Here is a 17,233-nt window from a genome sequence, read left to right as displayed (position 1 = left end):
CGGGATGGCCTGAGCCCCTGCGTTGCTGATGGAGAAGGCGAGCAATCCTGGTGCTGGATTCGACTGCGCGAGCCGTCGGCGGGCTGCCGCGGACCTATTCTCGACGAATGCCGATGGACCCCGATGCCCAGTCCCTGCTCGCGATGATGGCCGAGCGCGGCGCGCCGGTGCACGAGCTGACCCCGTCGACCGCCCGCGAGCAGCAGCGCCTGCGGACCACGTGGGCGAACGGCACCCCTGAGCCCATCGCCCAGGTCTACGACCGGTCCGTGCCCGGACCGTCCGGCCCGGTCGGCGTCCGGGTCTATGTCCCCCGCGAGACCGGCGAGCTGTTGCCCGTGCTGACCTTCTTCCACGGCGGCGGCTGGGTGACCTGCGACCTGGACTCGCACGAGGTGATGTGCTGCGCGCTGGCACGCCGTGGCGACTGCATCGTCGTCTCCGTCGACTATCCGCTGGCACCCGAGCACCCGTTCCCCGCGGGTCTCGACGCGTGCTGGGCGGTCACCACCTTCCTCGCCGAGCACGCCGAGGAGGTCGGGGGCGATCCCCGTCGGCTCGCGGTCGGCGGCGACAGCGCGGGCGGCAACCTCGCCGCCGTCGTCGCCCTGCGGGCCCGTGCGGCGGGCCTCCCGCTGGCGCTCCAGGTACTCCTCCATCCCTCGACCGACTACCGTCTGGACGCGCCGCCGGACGACCGGACGGCCAGCGCCTACGGCCTGACCCTGGACGGCCTGCGCTTCTACTACGCGCACTATCTCGGCGAGACGGGCGACCCGTTCGACCCCGAGGTGTCGCCGTTCCATGCTCCCGACCTGACCGGCTCCGCGCCGGCGTACGTCGTCAGCTGCGAGCTCGACCCGTTGCGGCCGGAGATCGAGGACTATGCGACCCGGCTCCTGGAGGCGGGGGTGCCGGTCACCTCGCGCCGCTACCTCGGCCAGATCCACGGCTTCGTCCGGGCGACAGGCGTGATCCGGCGCTCGTGGGAGGCGCTGGACGACATCGGCCATGCGCTGCGGTCCGCCTTCGCGCACCCCTCGCTCAGCGAGAAGCGGGTGACGACGTCCGCATGAGCCGGCGGGCGGCGGCGACGACGGCGTCCTCCCCGAGAAGCACCTGCTCGGCCGCCGGACCGAGCGGGATGAACGAGTCGTGGCTGTTCACGCGGGCCACGGATCCGGGGTGCCCGGCGTCGTGCAGTACGCCGAGCACCCCTTCCGAGACCCCGCCGGAGTGGCGGGTCTCGTCCACGATCAGCACGCGGCCGAAGCCCGCCGCGGTGCTGATCAGGTCCGCTGCCGGGAGGGGAGCCAGCCAGCGCAGGTCGAGCACGGCGGCAGCCGCTCCCTCGCCGGCGAGGCGGCGTGCCGCCCGGAGGCTCATCGGCACGCCGTTGCCGAAGGTGACGATCAGGAGGTCGCGACCCTCGCCGTGCAGCCGCACCCGCCCGAAGGCCTCACGCGGGGCGGCCGCCGTCGCGGCGGGGACGACCTCACGGGCGGCCAGCCAGCCGCGATCGCCGTCCTCGTGCAGGTCGCGTGTGTGGTAGAGCGCGATCGGCTCCAGGAACACGCACACCCGCCCCTCCTCGGCCAGGGCGACGCAGGTCGCGAGCAGCTCCGCGGCGTCCGCGGGATGGCTCGGGACCGCCAGCACCAGGCCGGGGATGTCGCGCAGTACCGCCACCGAGTTGTCGTTGTGGAAGTGCCCGCCGAACCCACGCTGGTAGGCCAGCCCGGCGATCCGCACGACCATGCCGTTGCGGTACTGCCCGTCGGAGAAGAAGGCCAGTGTGGCGGCCTCGCCCCGCAGCTGGTCCTCGGCGTTGTGCAGGTACGCGAGGTACTGGATCTCGGGGATCGGCAGCAGGCCGGCCAGGGCCGCGCCGAGCGCGGTGCCGAGGATCGTCTGCTCGTCCAGCAGGGTGTCGAAGACCCGCGCGGAGCCGAAGGCCTTGCGCAGGCCCCGGGTGACGCCGTACACGCCGCCCTTGGTCGCCACGTCCTCGCCGAACACCGTGATCCGGGGCCGGGCACGCATCAGCTCCGCGAGCGTGGTGTTGACGGCCTGCGCGAGGGTCAGGCCCGGGCCCGACCCGCCGGCGGCCCCCGTGCCGCGCGGCGGCGGGGTGGCGGTCGCGATCTGGGGATACGCGATGGGCGCCATCACCCGCTCGGCGGTGTCGAGGCGCTCGGTGCCCAGCAGGCTCTCGGCGTGCGTCATCACGACCCGCCGGGCCGACTCGTAGCGCTCGAGGGCTGACGCCGGGGTGAGCGCACCGCGCGCGATCAGCGCGTCGGCGGTGGCGAGGACCGGGTCGCGGTCGTAGTCGGCGAGGATCTCGGTGCGGGAGCGGTAGGCGAGCTCGGCGTCGGAGCCGGCGTGGCCCATGAACCGCACGGTGCGCAGGTGGAGCACCGCGGGGCGGCGCTCGGTCCGGACCGTCTCGACGAGCTCCCGGGCGGTCACGAGTACGCCGGCGGGGTCGCTGCCGTCCGCGGTGGCGTAGTCCAGGCCCGGGAGGGCGGACAGGGCACGGCCCGTCCAGCCGCTCGGCGTACGCGTCGAGATGCCGATCCCGTTGTCCTCGCACACCACCAGCAACGGCAGCGGGACGCCCTGGTGCGCGCACCAGCCTGCGGAGTTCAGCGCGCCGACGGAGGTGGAGTGGTTCGCGGACGCGTCGCCGAGGCTGCCCACCACGACGGCGTCCTCGGGCCACGGGCAGTGCACCCCCCGTTGGTGGGCGCGCCCCAGGGAGAACGCCAGCCCGACGGCGCGGGGGAGGTGCGAGCCGATCGTCGAGGTCTGCGGGATGATCGACAGCCCGGGGTGACCGAACACCTTGTGCCGCCCGCCCGAGATCGGGTCGGTGACCGCGGTGGCCATGCCGGCCAGTACGTCGGCGACCGGAGTCGCGCCCGGGACCTGCGCCGCCCGGGCGGCGTAGAAGCCGCCGGAGCGGTAGTGCAGCAGCGCCGGGTCGCTCGGCCGCAGCGCCATCGCCACCGCCGCGTTGCTCTCGTGCCCGGCCGAGCCGATCGTGTAGAAGCCCTCTCCCCGGGACTGGAGCCACCGGGCCGCGAGGTCGAGGTGCCGGCTCTGGACCTGGGCGTCGAACAGCGCCAGCAGGTCCAGGGTGCTCACCCGGTCGTCGGGCGCCGGTACGCCGGGCCGCTCGCCCTCCGCGAGGCGGCGTACGACGTACTCGTCGATGGACTCGATCATCGCGCGACGCTCACCCGCTCGACGGTCGGCTGGCCGCGCAGGCCCATCGCCTCGGCCACCCGGGACTCGGCCATCCGCTGGGCGGCGACGTGGGGAGTGACGCCGAGGCGGTCGCTGGTGCCGAGCACCGTGACGGTGTTGGCCCGCAGCTTCTGGGTGATCATCTCGAAGACCCGCTCCGGGTCGACGGTGAAGGGGGAGAGCCGGGCGTCCATCGAGTACGCCGCGGCGACGATGCCGCCGGCGTTGGCGATGAAGTCGGGCACCACGGGGATGCCGCGGGCGTGCAGGACCTCCTTCGCCGCCGGCGTGGTGGGCAGGTTCGCCCCCTCGACGACCAGCCGGGCGGTGGTCGAGCGCGCCACCTGCTCGTCCACGAGGTCCTCGCGGGCGCAGGGCAGCAGGATGTCGGCGTCCACCCGCAGCACGGCGTCCGGGTCGTGGAGGATCCCGCCGTAGGCACGGATGCCGGCGTCCCCCTGCTCGGCCCGCAGCGCGGCCAGCCGGGGGATGTCGAGGCCGTCGGGGTCGTGCAGAGCGCCCTCCGCGTTGGAGACCGCCACGATGGTCGCTCCCAACTCGGTGAGGCGCCGCGCGGCCGCCCAGCCCACGGCGCCGTAGCCCTGGATCGCCACCCGGGCGCTCCCGAGGGCGAGACCCCGGGCGGCGCAGGCGGCATCGACGGCCTCGGCCACACCGAAGCCGGTCACGCCGAGCTGGTCGTAGGGGAGGCCGCCGAGCGCCCGGGGGAGCCCGACCGCCGTACCGCGGCCCAGCTCGTCGACGACGATGGCGGCGTCCGCCTCGCCCATCCCCATGTCGAGGCCGAGGACGTACTCGGCGGGCACCTCGTTGCTCAGCGCCCGCGCGAAGGCGCGGATCGCCGCCTCCTTGTCGGGGGAGGCCGGGTCGAACCGGATGCCGGCCTTGGCGCCGCCGTGGAAGAGGTCGACGGCCGCCCACTTCCAGGTCATCGTCCGGGCCAGGCGGGCCACCTCGGCGACGGTCAGGGTCGGACTCATCCGGGTGCCGCCCTTGCCCATCCCGCGCGCGGTGTTGTCCAGCACCAGGACGCCCCGCATGCCGGTCCGGCGGTCCGAGACGCACACCACCTTCTCGGGTCCCCAGTGGTCGATCTGGCCCAGCAGGTCCTCAGTCATGGCCCTTCCTCGTTTTCCTCGAGCGTCGTCACACGGAGAAGTCGACGCCCTGCGCCAGGGGCAGCTCGCCGGAGTAGTTGATGGTGTTGGTGGCCCGACGCATGTAGGCGCGCCACGAGTCGGACCCCGATTCGCGGCCGCCACCGGTCTCCTTCTCGCCGCCGAAGGCGCCGCCGATCTCGGCGCCCGAGGTGCCGATGTTGACATTGACGATGCCGCAGTCGGAGCCCTCCGGGCCGAGGAAGCGCTCGGCCTCGGCGTGGTCGCCGGTGAAGATACTCGAGGAGAGTCCCTGCGGGACGCCGTTGTTGAGCGCGATCGCCTCGTCGAGCGTGTCGTAGGGGAGCACGTACAGCACCGGGGCGAAGGTCTCCTGGGTGACGATCTCGGTCTGCTCCTCCATCCGGACCACCGCGGGCCGGACGTAGTAGGCGTCCGGCGCCTGCTCCTGGAGCACCCGCTCGCCGCCGGCCACCAGGGTGCCGCCCTGCGCCGCCGCCGCGTCCAGCGCGTCGGTCATGGCGGCGTACGCGCGAGCGTGGATCAGCGGACCCACGAGGGTTCCCGAGGCGAGCGGGTCGCCGATGGGGAGCCGGCCGTAGGCGTCCGCCACCGTCCGCTCCACCTCCTCGACGACGCTGCGGTGGGCGATCACGCGCCGCAGCGTGGTGCACCGCTGGCCGGCCGTGCCGGCGGCCGCGAAGACCACGCCGCGGGCCACCAGCCCGAGGTCGGCCGACGGGGCGACGATCGCGGCGTTGTTGCCGCCGAGCTCCAGGATCGACCGGCCGAACCGGTCGGCCACCCGCGGTCCGACCGCTCGGCCCATCCGGGTCGAGCCGGTGGCGCTCACCAGCGCCACTCCGGCATGGTCGACGATCGCCTCGCCGACGTCGTGGGCACCGATGACGAGCTGGCTGATGTCGCCCGGGGCGCCGCAGTCGTCGATCGCCCGCTGGAGCAGGACGGCGCTGGCCGCTGCGGTCAGCGGGGCGAGCTCCGAGGGCTTCCACACGACGGTGTCGCCGCAGACCAGGGCGATCGCGGTGTTCCACGCCCACACCGCCGACGGGAAGTTGAACGCGCTGACCACACCGACCACACCGAGCGGGTGCCAGGTCTCCATCAGCCGATGCCCGGGCCGCTCCGAGGGCATGGTCCGGCCGTAGAGCTGCCGCGAGAGGCCGACGGCGAAGTCGCAGATGTCGATCATCTCCTGGACCTCGCCGCGCGCCTCCGAGGTGATCTTCCCGACCTCGACGCTGATCAGCGTCGCCAGATCGTCCTTGTGCCGGGCCAGGAGCCGGCCGAACCGCTGGATCACGGCCCCGCGCGCCGGGGCCGGCACCGTGCGCCAGACCCGGAAGGCGTCGCGCGCGCGGTCGACCACCTTGTCGACGTCGGACGCGGTGGCCCACGGCACGTCGTGCACGGCGGCGCCGTTGACGGGCGAGACGACCGGGTGATCGCCTCGCCAGCCGGCCACGTCGACGCCGCACGCGGCGGCCGCCGTACCGGCGAGACGGGTCAGCTCCTCCGCGGAGGGCAGTGTCGGGGTCGAGGTCATGGTGGTGCTCCCTTCAGACGATGTTCAGCTCGGGCCGGATCAGGCTGTCCGCGAAGCGGTCGGCGCGCAGCCCGCTCACATCGACGAACGGGGTGCGCTCGAGGTAGAGGTCGCGCATCACCTCGCCGATGGCCGGGCCCATCAGGAACCCGTGCCCCGAGAAGCCGGTCGCGTAGAGGAACCGGGACACGCCCGGGGCCTCGCCGACGAGGGCGTTGTGGTCGGGGGTCATCTCGTACAGGCCGGCCCAGCCGGAGGCCATCCCGACGTCGACCAGCGAGGGGGTACGCCGGCCGAGCGCCTCGGCGAGCCGCGGGAGCCAGTCCGGGGACCGCGACAGCTTGAAGCCGGGCGTCTCCTCCGGGTCCGACATCCCGACCAGCAGGCCGTGGCCCTCGCGGTGCAGGTAGAAGGTCGTGGCGAAGTCGATGGTGAACGGGGTGTCGTCGGCGACCCACGGCGTCGGGTCGGTCACCAGGATCTGCCGACGCAGCGGCTCGACGGGCAGGTCGACACCCACCCAGCCGCCGACCTCCTTCGACCAGGCACCCGCCGTGCAGATCACGGTGTCGGTCTCGACCCGTCCTCGGCTGGTCGTCACCGCCACGATCCGGCCGTCGACGACCTCGATGCCGTGGGCCGCGCAGCCGGTCAGCAGGTGGGCGCCGTGGCGCCGGGCCGCGGCGGCGTACCCCTGCACCACCGACTCCGGCGTGCAGTGGCCGTCGGTCGGGGAGTAGGCGGCGGCGAGAAGGCCCTCGGTGCTGATCAGGGGCGAGAGCTCCTTGGCCTCGGCGACGCTGATCATCCGGCTGGGCACCCCCAGCTCGTTCTGCAGGCGGACGTTGCGCTCGAAGGCGGCGACGTCGTCGGGTGCGTCGAGGAGGAACAGGTAGCCCACCTGGTGCAGGTCGATCTCCTGGCCGAAGCGCTCGCCGAAGCGCTCGAAGGTCTCCAGGCTGCGCGCACCCAGTGCGATGTTGACCTCGTCGGAGAACTGGGCGCGGACCCCGCCGGCCGCCTTGCAGGTCGACCCGGAGCCGAGCTGGTCGCGCTCGAGGAGCAGCACATCCGGTACCCCGGCGGCGGCCAGCTCGTACGCCGTGCTCACGCCCATCACTCCGCCGCCGATGACGACGACGCCGGCCCGACGAGGTAGCTCTTTCCCAGTGGCGCCCACGGTGGGTCTCCTGCCGATCGCTGATTGCCGAGGTGAGGTGCTGCGTGTCCTCTCATGCTCAGTCCCCGTGGGTCTTCAGGACCAGCGACAGATCCTGAAGTCCGAGCTTCAGCGATGCTGAACCTCGGCGTCGTCGACCCGGGGGCTCGGCCCGCAGACACGGGGGATCCGGCTGCCTAGCCTGGACAGCGTGCTCAACCTGACCCAGCTGGCCACGCTGCACGAGTTCGTGCGCCGCGGCAGCCTGACCGCGGCGGCCGCGGCCCTCGGCTACACGCCCGGAGCCGCGTCCCAGCAGATCAGCGCCCTCGAGCGCTCCGTGGGCCGGCCGCTGCTGCGCCGGGCCGGGCGGCACCTCGTGCTCACCGACGCGGGCCGGGTGCTCGCCGAGCATGCGGAGGTCCTGCTCCTCGCCGAGTCCCGTGCCCTTCACGCCGTCACCGACGGGGTGGGCGAGGTCCGCGGCTCGCTGGTCGTCGGCACCTGGGGGAGTACGACGGCCGCGCTGCTCGCGCCGGTGCTGGGCGAGGCGGCGGCCTGCTACCCAGCGCTGCGGGTGCGCAGCCGGGAGATCGACGTGGACGAGGCCGCCCGGGCGGTCCGGCTCGGCGACGTCGACGTGGCGTTCGGCCTCGACTACGCGGACGCCCCGATGGCGCGCGACCCGCGGATCCGGTTGCTGCGGCTGCGCCGTGAGGTGTTCGCGCTGGCGGTGGGCCCGGGTCATCCGCTGGCCGGGCGCGCCGAGGTCGGGCTCGACGAGCTCGCCGCGACCGACTGGATCATGCCGGCGGCGAGCAGCGCCTACGGGGCGGCACTCCGCTCGGTCTGCCGCCGGCACGGCTTCGAACCGGTCGTGGCGCACGAGGTCACCGACACCGCGGCGAGCCTGGTGCTCGCCGCCGAGGGCGTGGGCGTCGCCCCCGTCACGGACCTGATGCTGCGCCTCAACCCGCGGGTGGACATCCGGCAGGTGGCGCTGCGCGAGCCGGTCACCCGCGACATCGTGCTCGTCGTACCCGACGGGGTGCACGACGCCGCGGTGCGGGCGCTCGCGGAGGTCGTCCGCAAGGCCGTGGCGCCCGCGGCGCCGGTCGCGGGCTCAGTCTGAGCCAGGCTCAGCATGCAGGCTCAGCGCCGCGGAGCCGGCGATGGAGCATGCCGGCCACGGCGAGGTCCTGCCACGACATGCCGGTGCCCTTGAAGACGCGGACCGCCGCCGGAGGGGGCTCCCGGTCGGTCCGGACCCACGTGGTGAGCGTGGTCAGGTCGTCGGGCCCGAGCGCGCCGGACGCGAGCGCCTGGATGACGTCGCCCGCCTCGCGCAGCGCCGAGCCCCGTGACTCGACGACCACGGTCGCCCCGCGGAGCGTGGCGTCGTCGAGCTCGCGCGCGTCGGGCTCGTAGGCGCCGATCGCGATCACCGTCGTCCCCGGGCGCAGCCGCTCGCCGGCGAACAGCGGCTGCCGAGCGGTCGTACAGCAGGCGACGACGTCGGCCTCGGCCACCGCCTCAGGGCCGGCGGCGGAGGCGATGAGCCCGAGCTCGTCGCGGATCCGCCCGACCAGTGCGTCAACCCGGCCGGGGTCCCGGCCCACGACCTGCACGTCTCGCAGGGGCAGCACCCGGCTCAGGCTCCGCGCGTGCGCCCAGGCCTGGACGCCGGCGCCGAAGAGGACCAGGCTCCTGCTCTCGGGACGCGCCAGCCGGCGTGCGGCCAGGGCGGACACCGCCGAGGTGCGCAGCGTGGTCAGGTAGGTCCCGTCGAGGGTGGCGAGCGGGGTGAGCGTCGCGCCGTCCAGCAGGACGTAGAGCGCCTGCACCAGCGGTACGCCGCGGTCCGGGTTGTCCGGCGCGATCGAGACCAGCTTGACGCCGGCGAGGTCGCCGAACGCGGCCGGCATCAGCAGCAGCCGGCCGGCCGGCACGTCCGCGGCGGCGCGCGCCGGGTCGTCGTCGGGGTCGAAGCCGCCGGTCAGGCAGTCCGCGAGGGCGTCCACCGCGTCGAGGACCGTGGCGCACCCGGCGAGGGCCTCCGCGGTGAGGAAGGGCACGTCCGGTGCCCGGCCGTCCCGGACCGCCGCGTCCTCGGCGCCGCTCATCGGAAGGCTGCCTGGCCCGTCACGGCCTGGCCGACGACCAGGGTGTGCATCTCCGCGGTCCCCTCGTAGGTCAGCACCGACTCGAGGTTGTTCATGTGCCGGATCACCGGGAACTCCAAGGAGATCCCGTTCGCGCCGAGGATGGTCCGCGCGGTACGGCAGATCCGGAGCGCCTCGCGCACGTTGTTGAGCTTGCCCATGCTCACCTGCGCGGGCAGCAGCTGTCCGGCGTCCTTGCGGCGGCCCAGGTGCAGGGCCAGCAGCACCCCCTTGGCGTACTCGAGGTGCATGTCGGCCAGCTTCTGCTGGGTCAGCTGGAAGGCCGCGATCGGCTTGCCGAACTGGGTCCGCTCGCCGGCGTAGGCCTGGGCGGCGTGCAGTGCCGAGCGGGCCGCGCCCATCGCTCCCCAGACGATGCCGTAACGGGCCTCGTTGAGGCAGGCGAGCGGACCGCGGAGTCCCTGCGCCCCGGGCAGCAGCGCCGTGCTCGGCAGGCGCACGCCGTCGAGGACCAGCTCGCTGGTCACCGACGCCCGCAGCGACATCTTGTGCTTGATCACCGGAGCGGAGAAGCCCGGTGTGGCGGTCGGTACGACGAAGCCGCGCACCCCCTCGTCGGTCCGGGCCCAGACCACGGCGACGTCGGCGACCGAGCCGTTGGTGATCCACATCTTGCGGCCGTCGAGGACCCAGTCGTCGCCGTCGCGCCGTGCCCGGGTGCGCATCGCCGCGGGGTCCGAGCCGGCGTCCGGCTCGGTGAGCCCGAAGCAGCCGATCGCCTCGCCGGCCGCAAGTCGCGGCAGCCACTCCTGTCGCTGCTCCTCGCTGCCCCAGCGGTGGATCGCGAACATCGCGAGCGAGCCCTGCACGGAGACGAGGGAGCGCAGGCCGGAGTCGGTCGCCTCCAGCTCCAGGCAGGCGACGCCGTACTGGCTCGCCGACATCCCGGCGCAGCCGTAGCCCTCGAGGTGCATGCCGAGCACCCCGAGCGCGCCGAGCTCCTTGGCCAGCGCCCGCACGTCGGGGATCTCGCCCCGTTCGAACCACTCCGCGACATAGGGGTCCACGGCCTCCGCGCAGAACTGCCGCACGGAGGAGGCGACATCTCGTTCGTCGGCGGTCAGCAGGGCGGACAGGCCGGCGGGGTCACGGGGATCGACCTGACCGGTCAGCTCGATGGGCACGGGGTCACCTCTCAGCTCGGATGCCGAAAGGCTGTCAGGCGGCGGCCGCCCGCCGAAAGGGCCCGAGGCCGCAAGTCGGCGGCCATCAGCACCAGCGACGCTGGTGCCGTCGCGACCCGACGGGTCAGTCCGTCACGCTGCTCGGGCGAGCGCCGTAGAGCAGGTCGGCGTACTCGCGATGCCGGCCGATCCAGCCGGTGATGAACGGGCAGACCACCAGCGCCCGCAGCCCGCGGGCACGCACCTCGTCCAACGCGGCGCGGGCGAGGGCGCCGCCGACCCCCTGACCCTCGTACGCCGTGGCCACCTCGGTGTGCGTGAACACCATCAGCTCGTCGGTGAGCTGGTACTCGGCCCAGCCGGCCAGCTGGCCGTCCACCAGGGCCTCGAAGCGCTTCCGGTCGGGCTGGTCCGCGATCTGCACGCACCCAGCCTTTCCGCGATGACCCCGCCGGTCAAGGCCCGCGGCGGCGTGTTTCCCCGGCCGGGGTTCGCCCGCCCGCTCGGTTGGGTAGGGTCCCTGGGTCAGCTCGGCCGAAGTAGGGGGATGCGGGATCGTGGCGACTGCGTGGGGGATCGCGTCGGTGGTGGGACGAGGCCGGAGGCTGGTGTCGACGACACTGGCGCTGCTCGTCGCGGTGACGCTGCTGATGGCGGGGCACGGCACCCTCGTCCCGGCCCGCGCCTCCGCTCCGGTGCCGGTGCCGGTGGCGGCGTCGGCCGCCGCGACGGCGGAGAAGCCGAATCCCAAGTACGTCGTGAAGCCGGGGATCACGTTCAACCACCCCTTCCGCAACGGGAAGCGCGGCAAGATCCACCGTCGGATCGTCAAGGCGCTCAAGAACGCGCCCGCCGGCGCCACCGTGCGGGTGATCACCTGGAACTTCGACTCGCCCTATCTCGCACGCAAGTTCATCGACGCGCACAACCGGGGCGTGTCGGTGCAGATCATCATGTCCCGTGGTCTGGCCCGCTCGCAGGGCGGCAACCCGGCACGGTCGTACCCGATGATGCTGCGGGCCTTCGCGCGGGGGGAGAAGAAGCGCCCCGAGGGCCTGAAGAGCTGGATCCGCACCTGCAAGCAGACCTGCCGCGGCAAGCGCGGGTCGATGCACTCCAAGCTGATGCTGGTCAGTCGCTCCGGCGCCACCAACTGGATCGTGATGCAGGGCTCCGGCAACTTCACCGGCGCCGCGGCCGTGCAGCAGTTCAACGACTGGACCACCGTCACGGAGAACAAGGCGCTCTACGACGGCTGGATGCAGATGTGGGACCAGGCCACCCAGGACCGGAACTTCCCGCCGATGAGGTTCACGGTGGGCAACATCACCACGATGTTCGCGCCCCACAAGGGCAATGTCGACCCGGCCCTGTCGGTGCTCAACAAGGTGCAGTGCACCGGCGCCACCAACACCCCCGACGGGCGCACCAAGGTCCGCATCGCCAACGCGGTGTGGGGCGAGGAGCGCGGCGCCCGGATCGCGCGCAAGGCCCGCCAGCTCGACCGCGCGGGCTGCGACGTCGAGATCGTCTTCATGATGATGCAGCGCCGGATCCGCGGCATCCTGCGGGGGATGCGGGCCAAGCAGATGGTCTACATCTACGGCGAGGAGGCCGACAAGTTCAAGGACCGCTATGTCCACATGAAGGGGCTGGCGGTCCAGGGCAACGTCGACGGCCGCGGCGACGGCAACGTGGTCCTGTCCAGCAGCGAGAACTGGACCCGGCTGGGCTGGCACTCCGACGAGGAGAACATCATCATCCGGGGGGACGCGGCGATGACGGCCAAGTACGTCAAGCACGTCGACATGATCTACCGCCAGGCGCCGCGGACCCTCAGCAACTACGTCAACTCCGCCGACCCGGACCCGACGCCGCGGCGCGACGGCTACCGGGACGAGGGCTACCTCGGCCCGAAGGACTATCCGTTCCACGAGCTCGAGGCCGAGCTCAGCTGAGCCCGGCCGTCCGGGACAGCCGGCCGCTCCCGTCCAGCGCCAGCACGGTGTCCGGGCGCAGGCTCTCCAGGAACTCCTGGTCGTGGCTCACGACCAGGAGCGCGCCGCGGTAGCCCGACAGGACCTCGGTCAGCTGGCCGACGCTGGCGAGGTCGAGGTTGTTGGTCGGCTCGTCGAGGATGAGCAGCTCGGCCGGAGGCCGGGCGAGGAGCAGGGTCGCCAGCGCCACCCGGAAGCGCTCGCCACCGGAGAGGGAGCCGACCGGGCGGTCGACGCTCGGCCCGCGCAGCAGCATCCGGGCGAGCTGGTTGCGGATGGTGCCGTCCGGGACGCCGGGAGCGACGCGGCGTACGTTCGCCATCGCGTCCGCTTCGGCGTCGAGTCCGTCCAGGCGCTGCGGCAGGAACCCGACGCGATCGGTGAGCAGCCGGCCGACGGGCGCACCGGGGAGCGCGGGACGGCCGTGCACCAGCTGGTGCAGGAGGGTCGACTTGCCGCTGCCGTTCGGTCCGACGAGGACGAAGCGCTCGGGACCCTGGACGACGACGACCCGCTCCGCGTGGGCGATCTCGAGCAGCCGCCGGCCACGGGGCAGCGCGGGATCGGGCAGCTCCAGGCTGATGTGCTCCTCGCGGCGGAGCCGGGCGTCGGCGGAGTCGACGGCGGCCTGGGCGGCCACCACCTTCTCGTCCAGGGTGGCGCGCAGCGACCCGGCGGCGTTCTGCGCCCTGCTTGCCCGGTTGCCGGCGAGGATGCGCGGGATGCCGCCGTCCTGCTGGGTACGGCGACCGGTGCGCTCGCGGCGGGCGAGCTTGGTCTCGGCCTCGGCACGCTGCCGCCGCTCCACCTTCAGTGCCTGCTGGGCCGAGCGCGCGGCCTGTCGCGCGGCCGCCTGCTCCTGCTCCAGGTGTGCCTGCCAGGCCCGGTAGGTGCCGCCGAACGTGGTCAGCGTGCCGTCGTACAGCTCGGTGGTCTGGTCGACGTGCTCCAGCAGCTCGCGGTCGTGGCTCACGATCACCAAGGCGCCGGGCCATTGGTCGACGAACGCGGCGAGCCGCGCCCGGGTCGGCCGGTCGAGGTTGTTGGTCGGCTCGTCGAGCAGGGTGATCGGGGTGCGTCGCAGGCGCATGCCGGTCACGGCGAGGAGCATGGCCTCGCCCCCGGACAGCTCGGCGATCCGGCGTCCGAGGTCCCGGGCTCCGAAGCCGATCTGGTCGAGGAGCTCGTCGGCGCGCGCCTCGATGTCCCAGTCGTCGCCGATCGTGTCGAAGTGACGCGGGTCCGGGTCGCCGCGCTCGATGGCATCGATCGCCTCGACGATCGACCGGATGCCGAGCAGTCCGGCGATCGTCGTATCGGACTGCAGGGTCAGCGTCTGGGGCAGGTAGCCGACCTCGCCGACGACGTCGACGTGGCCCGCGGTGGGGCGCAGCAGGCCGGCGACGAGACGCAGCAGGGTCGACTTGCCCGCTCCGTTGCGTCCGACGAGTCCGGTCCGGCCGGTGTTGATCGACCCGGTGAGGTGGGCGAGGGCGAGCGTGCCGTCGGGCCACTCGAAGGTGAGGTCGCGCAGGGTGATGACAGCGTTGCTGGACATGACAGAGGTCCGTTCGTGATCGGCCGGCGCGGGCTCCGCGGAGCGGGCGCGACAGGCCCGGGTGAGGTTGACGTCAGGTCCGTCCGGGGGCAGGTGCCGTCCGCCGAGCGCGCCTCGAGGGGCGTCCGGTCGCGCGGGGCGGGCCGCCCGGTCGGGGCGGCTAGCGTCTGTCGACCTCGATCACGAGGCCAGCCTACGTCCCGGCGCGTCGCCCGTGGTGGGTGGGGTGAGGGCCGGTCTGGGAGTCTGGGACCGTGACGGAAGCAGTCCTCTCGGTGCGTGGACTCACGCGCTCGTTCGGTGACCACCGCGTGCTCGCGGACCTCGACCTCGACGTCCCCGCGGGGACGGCTGCGGTACTCGTCGGACCCAACGGCGCGGGCAAGTCCACCGCACTGCGGTGCATCACCGGTGCCGACGAGGCCGACGCCGGCACGGTGGAGGTGCTGGGAGAGGCCTTCGACGAGCGCTCGGCGACGATCCGTGCCGCGCTGGCCGTGGTGATGGACGACCTCGACTTCTTCCCCGACCTGACCGTGGTCGAGCACCTCGACCTGTTCGCGCGCGCCCACCGGACCGAGGACGCCGACGATGTCGTCGACGACGTGCTGGAGGAGGTCGGGCTCACCGCCCAGTCCGGCCAGCTCCCGACGTCGTTGTCGTCGGGCCAGCGGCGCCGGCTCGCGCTGGCGAGCGCCTTCGTCCGGCCCCGGCGGCTGCTCGTCCTCGACGAGCCCGAGCAGCGCCTCGACCAGGAGGGCCTCGACTGGCTGGTGACCCGGCTGCGGGCCGAGAAGGCGGCCGGACTGGCGATCCTGCTGGCCAGCCACTCGCCGCGGCTGGTCGAGGCGGTCGCCGACGAGGTGGTCAGCCTCGACCGCTCCGGCACGGCCGGCGCGGGGCGCCCGTGACCACGGAGGCGCGCGAGCTGTGGGCCGACATCCGGCACTGGCGGCGCAGCCGCCGCACCCTCTCGGTGGGCGAGGCGCTGCAGGACCTCTACATCGGGGTGTTCGCGGTGCTGATGCTCGGCTCGATGCTGGTCAGCGTCCTGGTCAACCTGTCCGACGTCGGCGACCGGGCCTGCGTGGCCGCCGACTGCGCGGCGGCCCGGTCGCTGCTGCCCTGGCTGGTCGTCGGCACCCTGCTCGCGGTGCTCTGGTCCCTCGCGCGGATGGTCGGCCCGGTGGCGGTCAGCCCGGGCGTGGCCGGGTGGCTGGTGCCCACCCCCGTCGACCGGGGTGAGCTGCTCCGCGGTCGGGCGCGGGGCACCGTGCTGCTCGCCGCCGCTCTCGTCGCCCCGGTCGCCGCCGGCACCGCCACCCTGGCCGGCTTCGACGTCCCCGTCCTGGTGCTGTTCGCCGTGGGCGCCGCGGGCCTGGCGTCGTACGGCGTCGGCGCGCTGGTCCACGCCCAGGCGGTCGGCCGCCGGCGCCACCCCGCGCTGCTCCTCGGCCCGGTCAGCCTGGTCGCGGTCGCGACGGGCCTCGCCGCGATCGCGCTCTCCGTCGAGCCGACCCTCTCCGCCGGCTCCGGGGCCCGGGGGCCGGCACTGGCCGGCGTCGTACTCGTCTGGGTCGGCGTGGTCGTGGCCCTCCTGCGGGCCCGGGCACTGACCGCGCGCCTGCGCCGCCGCGACGTGGCGCCCGGCGGCGTCCTGGTCCCCGGTCTGGGCGGCGCCCTGGCGACGCTGGACCTGGCGCTGATGTTCGACGTGCTCGTCGCGCACGCGACCGCCCGTCGTGGTCTGGTCCGGTCCCGCCGCGGCGGTCCGCACGGCCTCGCGGCCCTGGCCTGGCGCGACGTGATCCGGCTGCGGCGCCACCCCGGCCGTGTGCTGCTGCTGGCGGGCTCGCTGCTGGTCCCGTACGCCGTCGCGGCGGTCGGGGGCCGGGTGGTGGTCGTCCTGGTCGAGGTGCTCGTCTGCTTCGTCCTGGTCGTGCCCTTCCTGGTCGCCCTGCGGGTGCTGACCCGCTCGTCGGGGATGGCGCGGATGTTCCCGACCGCGCTCGGCGCGACCCGGGCCGCGGCCGTCGTCGTCCCCGGCGTCCTGCTGTTGGCGCACGGCCTGCTCAGTGCGCCCGCGCTGGCTCGGACCCTCGACGCGCCCGCGGGCGACCTCGCGCTGCTGGGCGCGGCGTCGGGGCTCGGCGGGCTGGCGGCGGGCGTGCGCTGGGTGACCGGCCGGCCGCCGGACTACGGGCGCCCGCTCATCTCGACGCCTGCCGGTGGTGTGCCGACGAACCTCTACGGCAGCGCGCTGCGCGGGTTCGACATCGCCGTGCTGACCGCCCTGCCGATGCTCCTCGCCCCCACCGGAGGCGGCGCCGTGGTGAGCGCGCTGCTGTCGGTCGGGGTGATCGGCTACCTGTGCGGCCGGAAGTGAGCACGGCCTCCGTGGACTAACCTAGCACTTGCTTGGTTCCGGGCCTATGATCGTCACCGCAGTGACGACGAAAGGGTTCCCGTGGCGTACAGCATCGACATGACCGGCCAGGTGGTGCTCGTGACCGGCGGCGGTCGGGGCGTGGGCGACGGCATCGTGCAGGCCTATCTCGAGGCGGGCGCCGACGTGGAGATCTGCGGGCGCAGCACCCCCGACGCCCTGCGCGAGGTCGACGGCCGCCGGCCGCACTTCTCGACGGTCGACGTACGCGAGGCCGACCAGGTCACTGCCTGGGTCGAGGACGTCGTGAGCCGGCGCGGGCGGCTCGACGTCGTCGTCAACAACGCCGGCGGGGCGCCGTACGCCGACTTCGCCGCCGCCTCCCCGCGCTTCCACGCGAAGATCAACGACCTCAACTTCATGTCCGCGGTCCACCTCGCGCATGCGGCCCACTCGCACCTGCGGGCGGCGGGTGGCTCGATGGTCAACATCACCTCGATCTCCGCCCGCCGGCCCAGCCCCGGCACCGCGGTGTACGGCGCCGCGAAGGCAGCCCTGGAGAGCCTCACCGCGAGTCTCGGGGTCGAGTGGGCGCCGGACGTGCGGGTCAACGCGGTCAGCTGCGGCCTGGTCGAGACGCCCGGGTCCGCCGACCACTACGGCGACGCGGCGCAGTTCGCGCGCGTCGCCGCCACCATCCCGCGGGGCGTCTTCGCCCGGCCGCTCGAGGTGGGGCAGGCCTGCGTCTTCCTGTCCTCGCCGCTCGCCACGCACATCACCGGAGCCGTCCTCAACGTCGACGGCGGCGGCGAGTGGCCCGCCTTCCTCCAGCACACCCCCAACGCCTGACCCCGACCCAGGGAGCAAC

General features: G+C 73.7%; 14 protein-coding genes. 6 read left to right on the top strand and 8 right to left on the bottom strand.

Going from position 1 to position 17,233, the window contains the following annotated elements:
• Positions 1 to 107 precede the first annotated feature (107 nt).
• On the top strand, positions 108 to 1,076 hold the full coding sequence (locus tag QJ852_21905; GenBank protein WGX95796.1) for an alpha/beta hydrolase: 969 nt from the start codon (positions 108 to 110) through the stop codon (positions 1,074 to 1,076).
• Here the strand turns inward: QJ852_21905 and QJ852_21900 are convergent.
• The 4 genes from QJ852_21900 to QJ852_21885 are packed head-to-tail and all read right to left on the bottom strand — an operon-like array spanning position 1,045 to position 7,138.
• Complete coding sequence (locus QJ852_21900) at positions 1,045 to 3,231, bottom strand: thiamine pyrophosphate-dependent enzyme (protein WGX95795.1); 2,187 nt, start codon at positions 3,229 to 3,231, stop codon at positions 1,045 to 1,047. The two genes, QJ852_21905 and QJ852_21900, sit on opposite strands and share 32 nt — an antisense overlap.
• The gene (locus QJ852_21895; GenBank protein ID WGX95794.1) at positions 3,228 to 4,391 is read right to left on the bottom strand and encodes a Glu/Leu/Phe/Val dehydrogenase dimerization domain-containing protein; all 1,164 of its coding nucleotides are present in this window, start codon (positions 4,389 to 4,391) and stop codon (positions 3,228 to 3,230) included. Before QJ852_21895 ends, QJ852_21900 begins: the two co-directional genes overlap by 4 nt.
• A gap of 28 nt (positions 4,392 to 4,419) precedes the next feature.
• Complete coding sequence (locus tag QJ852_21890) at positions 4,420 to 5,958, bottom strand: aldehyde dehydrogenase family protein (protein ID WGX95793.1); 1,539 nt, start codon at positions 5,956 to 5,958, stop codon at positions 4,420 to 4,422.
• A gap of 13 nt (positions 5,959 to 5,971) precedes the next feature.
• Positions 5,972 to 7,138: an FAD-binding oxidoreductase gene (locus QJ852_21885; GenBank protein ID WGX95792.1), complete on the bottom strand. Its 1,167-nt coding sequence runs from the start codon at positions 7,136 to 7,138 to the stop codon at positions 5,972 to 5,974.
• 190 nt (positions 7,139 to 7,328) lie between these two features.
• Here QJ852_21885 and QJ852_21880 point away from each other — a divergent pair, with 190 nt between their 5' ends.
• Complete coding sequence (locus tag QJ852_21880; GenBank protein ID WGX95791.1) at positions 7,329 to 8,249, top strand: LysR family transcriptional regulator; 921 nt, start codon at positions 7,329 to 7,331, stop codon at positions 8,247 to 8,249.
• 7 nt (positions 8,250 to 8,256) lie between these two features.
• Here the strand turns inward: QJ852_21880 and QJ852_21875 are convergent, their stop codons facing one another.
• The 3 genes from QJ852_21875 to QJ852_21865 all read right to left on the bottom strand — a co-directional run bounded on the left by QJ852_21875 (position 8,257) and on the right by QJ852_21865 (position 10,848).
• Entirely contained in the window at positions 8,257 to 9,240 is a 984-nt protein-coding gene (locus QJ852_21875; protein ID WGX95790.1) for an ornithine cyclodeaminase family protein, read from the bottom strand.
• Complete coding sequence (locus QJ852_21870) at positions 9,237 to 10,424, bottom strand: acyl-CoA dehydrogenase family protein (protein WGX95789.1); 1,188 nt, start codon at positions 10,422 to 10,424, stop codon at positions 9,237 to 9,239. Before QJ852_21870 ends, QJ852_21875 begins: the two co-directional genes overlap by 4 nt.
• A gap of 124 nt (positions 10,425 to 10,548) precedes the next feature.
• Positions 10,549 to 10,848, bottom strand: a complete 300-nt coding sequence (locus tag QJ852_21865; GenBank protein WGX95788.1) for a GNAT family N-acetyltransferase — start codon at positions 10,846 to 10,848, stop codon at positions 10,549 to 10,551.
• 184 nt (positions 10,849 to 11,032) lie between these two features.
• Here QJ852_21865 and QJ852_21860 point away from each other — a divergent pair, with 184 nt between their 5' ends.
• The gene (locus tag QJ852_21860) at positions 11,033 to 12,382 is read left to right on the top strand and encodes a phospholipase D-like domain-containing protein (GenBank protein WGX95787.1); all 1,350 of its coding nucleotides are present in this window, start codon (positions 11,033 to 11,035) and stop codon (positions 12,380 to 12,382) included.
• Here QJ852_21860 and QJ852_21855 read toward each other — a convergent pair.
• Positions 12,375 to 13,979, bottom strand: coding sequence for an ABC-F family ATP-binding cassette domain-containing protein (locus tag QJ852_21855; GenBank protein ID WGX95786.1), 1,605 nt, complete (start codon positions 13,977 to 13,979; stop codon positions 12,375 to 12,377). The two genes, QJ852_21860 and QJ852_21855, sit on opposite strands and share 8 nt — an antisense overlap.
• A 254-nt stretch (positions 13,980 to 14,233) precedes the next feature.
• On the opposite strand from QJ852_21855, the gene QJ852_21850 reads away from it, so the two are divergent.
• From QJ852_21850 to QJ852_21840, 3 genes are all read left to right on the top strand, one after another.
• A complete protein-coding gene (locus QJ852_21850; GenBank protein ID WGX95785.1) occupies positions 14,234 to 14,890 on the top strand; it encodes an ABC transporter ATP-binding protein in 657 nt (218 codons plus the stop codon).
• Entirely contained in the window at positions 14,887 to 16,365 is a 1,479-nt protein-coding gene (locus QJ852_21845; GenBank protein ID WGX95784.1) for a DUF6297 family protein, read from the top strand. Before QJ852_21850 ends, QJ852_21845 begins: the two co-directional genes overlap by 4 nt.
• 81 nt (positions 16,366 to 16,446) lie before the next feature.
• Positions 16,447 to 17,214 carry an SDR family oxidoreductase gene (locus QJ852_21840; GenBank protein ID WGX95783.1) on the top strand — a complete coding sequence of 256 codons (768 nt, stop codon included), beginning with the start codon at positions 16,447 to 16,449 and terminating at the stop codon, positions 17,212 to 17,214.
• Positions 17,215 to 17,233: the final 19 nt, after the last annotated feature.

The organism is Nocardioides sp. L-11A (assembly GCA_029961745.1).
Lineage (GTDB): Bacteria > Actinomycetota > Actinomycetes > Propionibacteriales > Nocardioidaceae > Nocardioides.
Note: the sequence above shows the minus strand (reverse complement) of the source record. Positions and strands in the feature narration are given on the sequence as shown.

Bases quoted from the DNA above. Each gene is read 5' to 3' on its own strand.
- QJ852_21905 (WGX95796.1), top strand. From the start codon at position 108: ATGCCGATGGACCCCGATGCCCAGTCCCTGCTCGCGATGATGGCCGAG.
- QJ852_21900 (WGX95795.1), bottom strand. From the start codon at position 3,231: ATGATCGAGTCCATCGACGAGTACGTCGTACGCCGCCTCGCGGAGGGC.
- QJ852_21895 (WGX95794.1), bottom strand. From the start codon at position 4,391: ATGACTGAGGACCTGCTGGGCCAGATCGACCACTGGGGACCCGAGAAG.
- QJ852_21890 (WGX95793.1), bottom strand. From the start codon at position 5,958: ATGACCTCGACCCCGACACTGCCCTCCGCGGAGGAGCTGACCCGTCTC.
- QJ852_21875 (WGX95790.1), bottom strand. From the start codon at position 9,240: ATGAGCGGCGCCGAGGACGCGGCGGTCCGGGACGGCCGGGCACCGGAC.
- QJ852_21855 (WGX95786.1), bottom strand. From the start codon at position 13,979: ATGTCCAGCAACGCTGTCATCACCCTGCGCGACCTCACCTTCGAGTGG.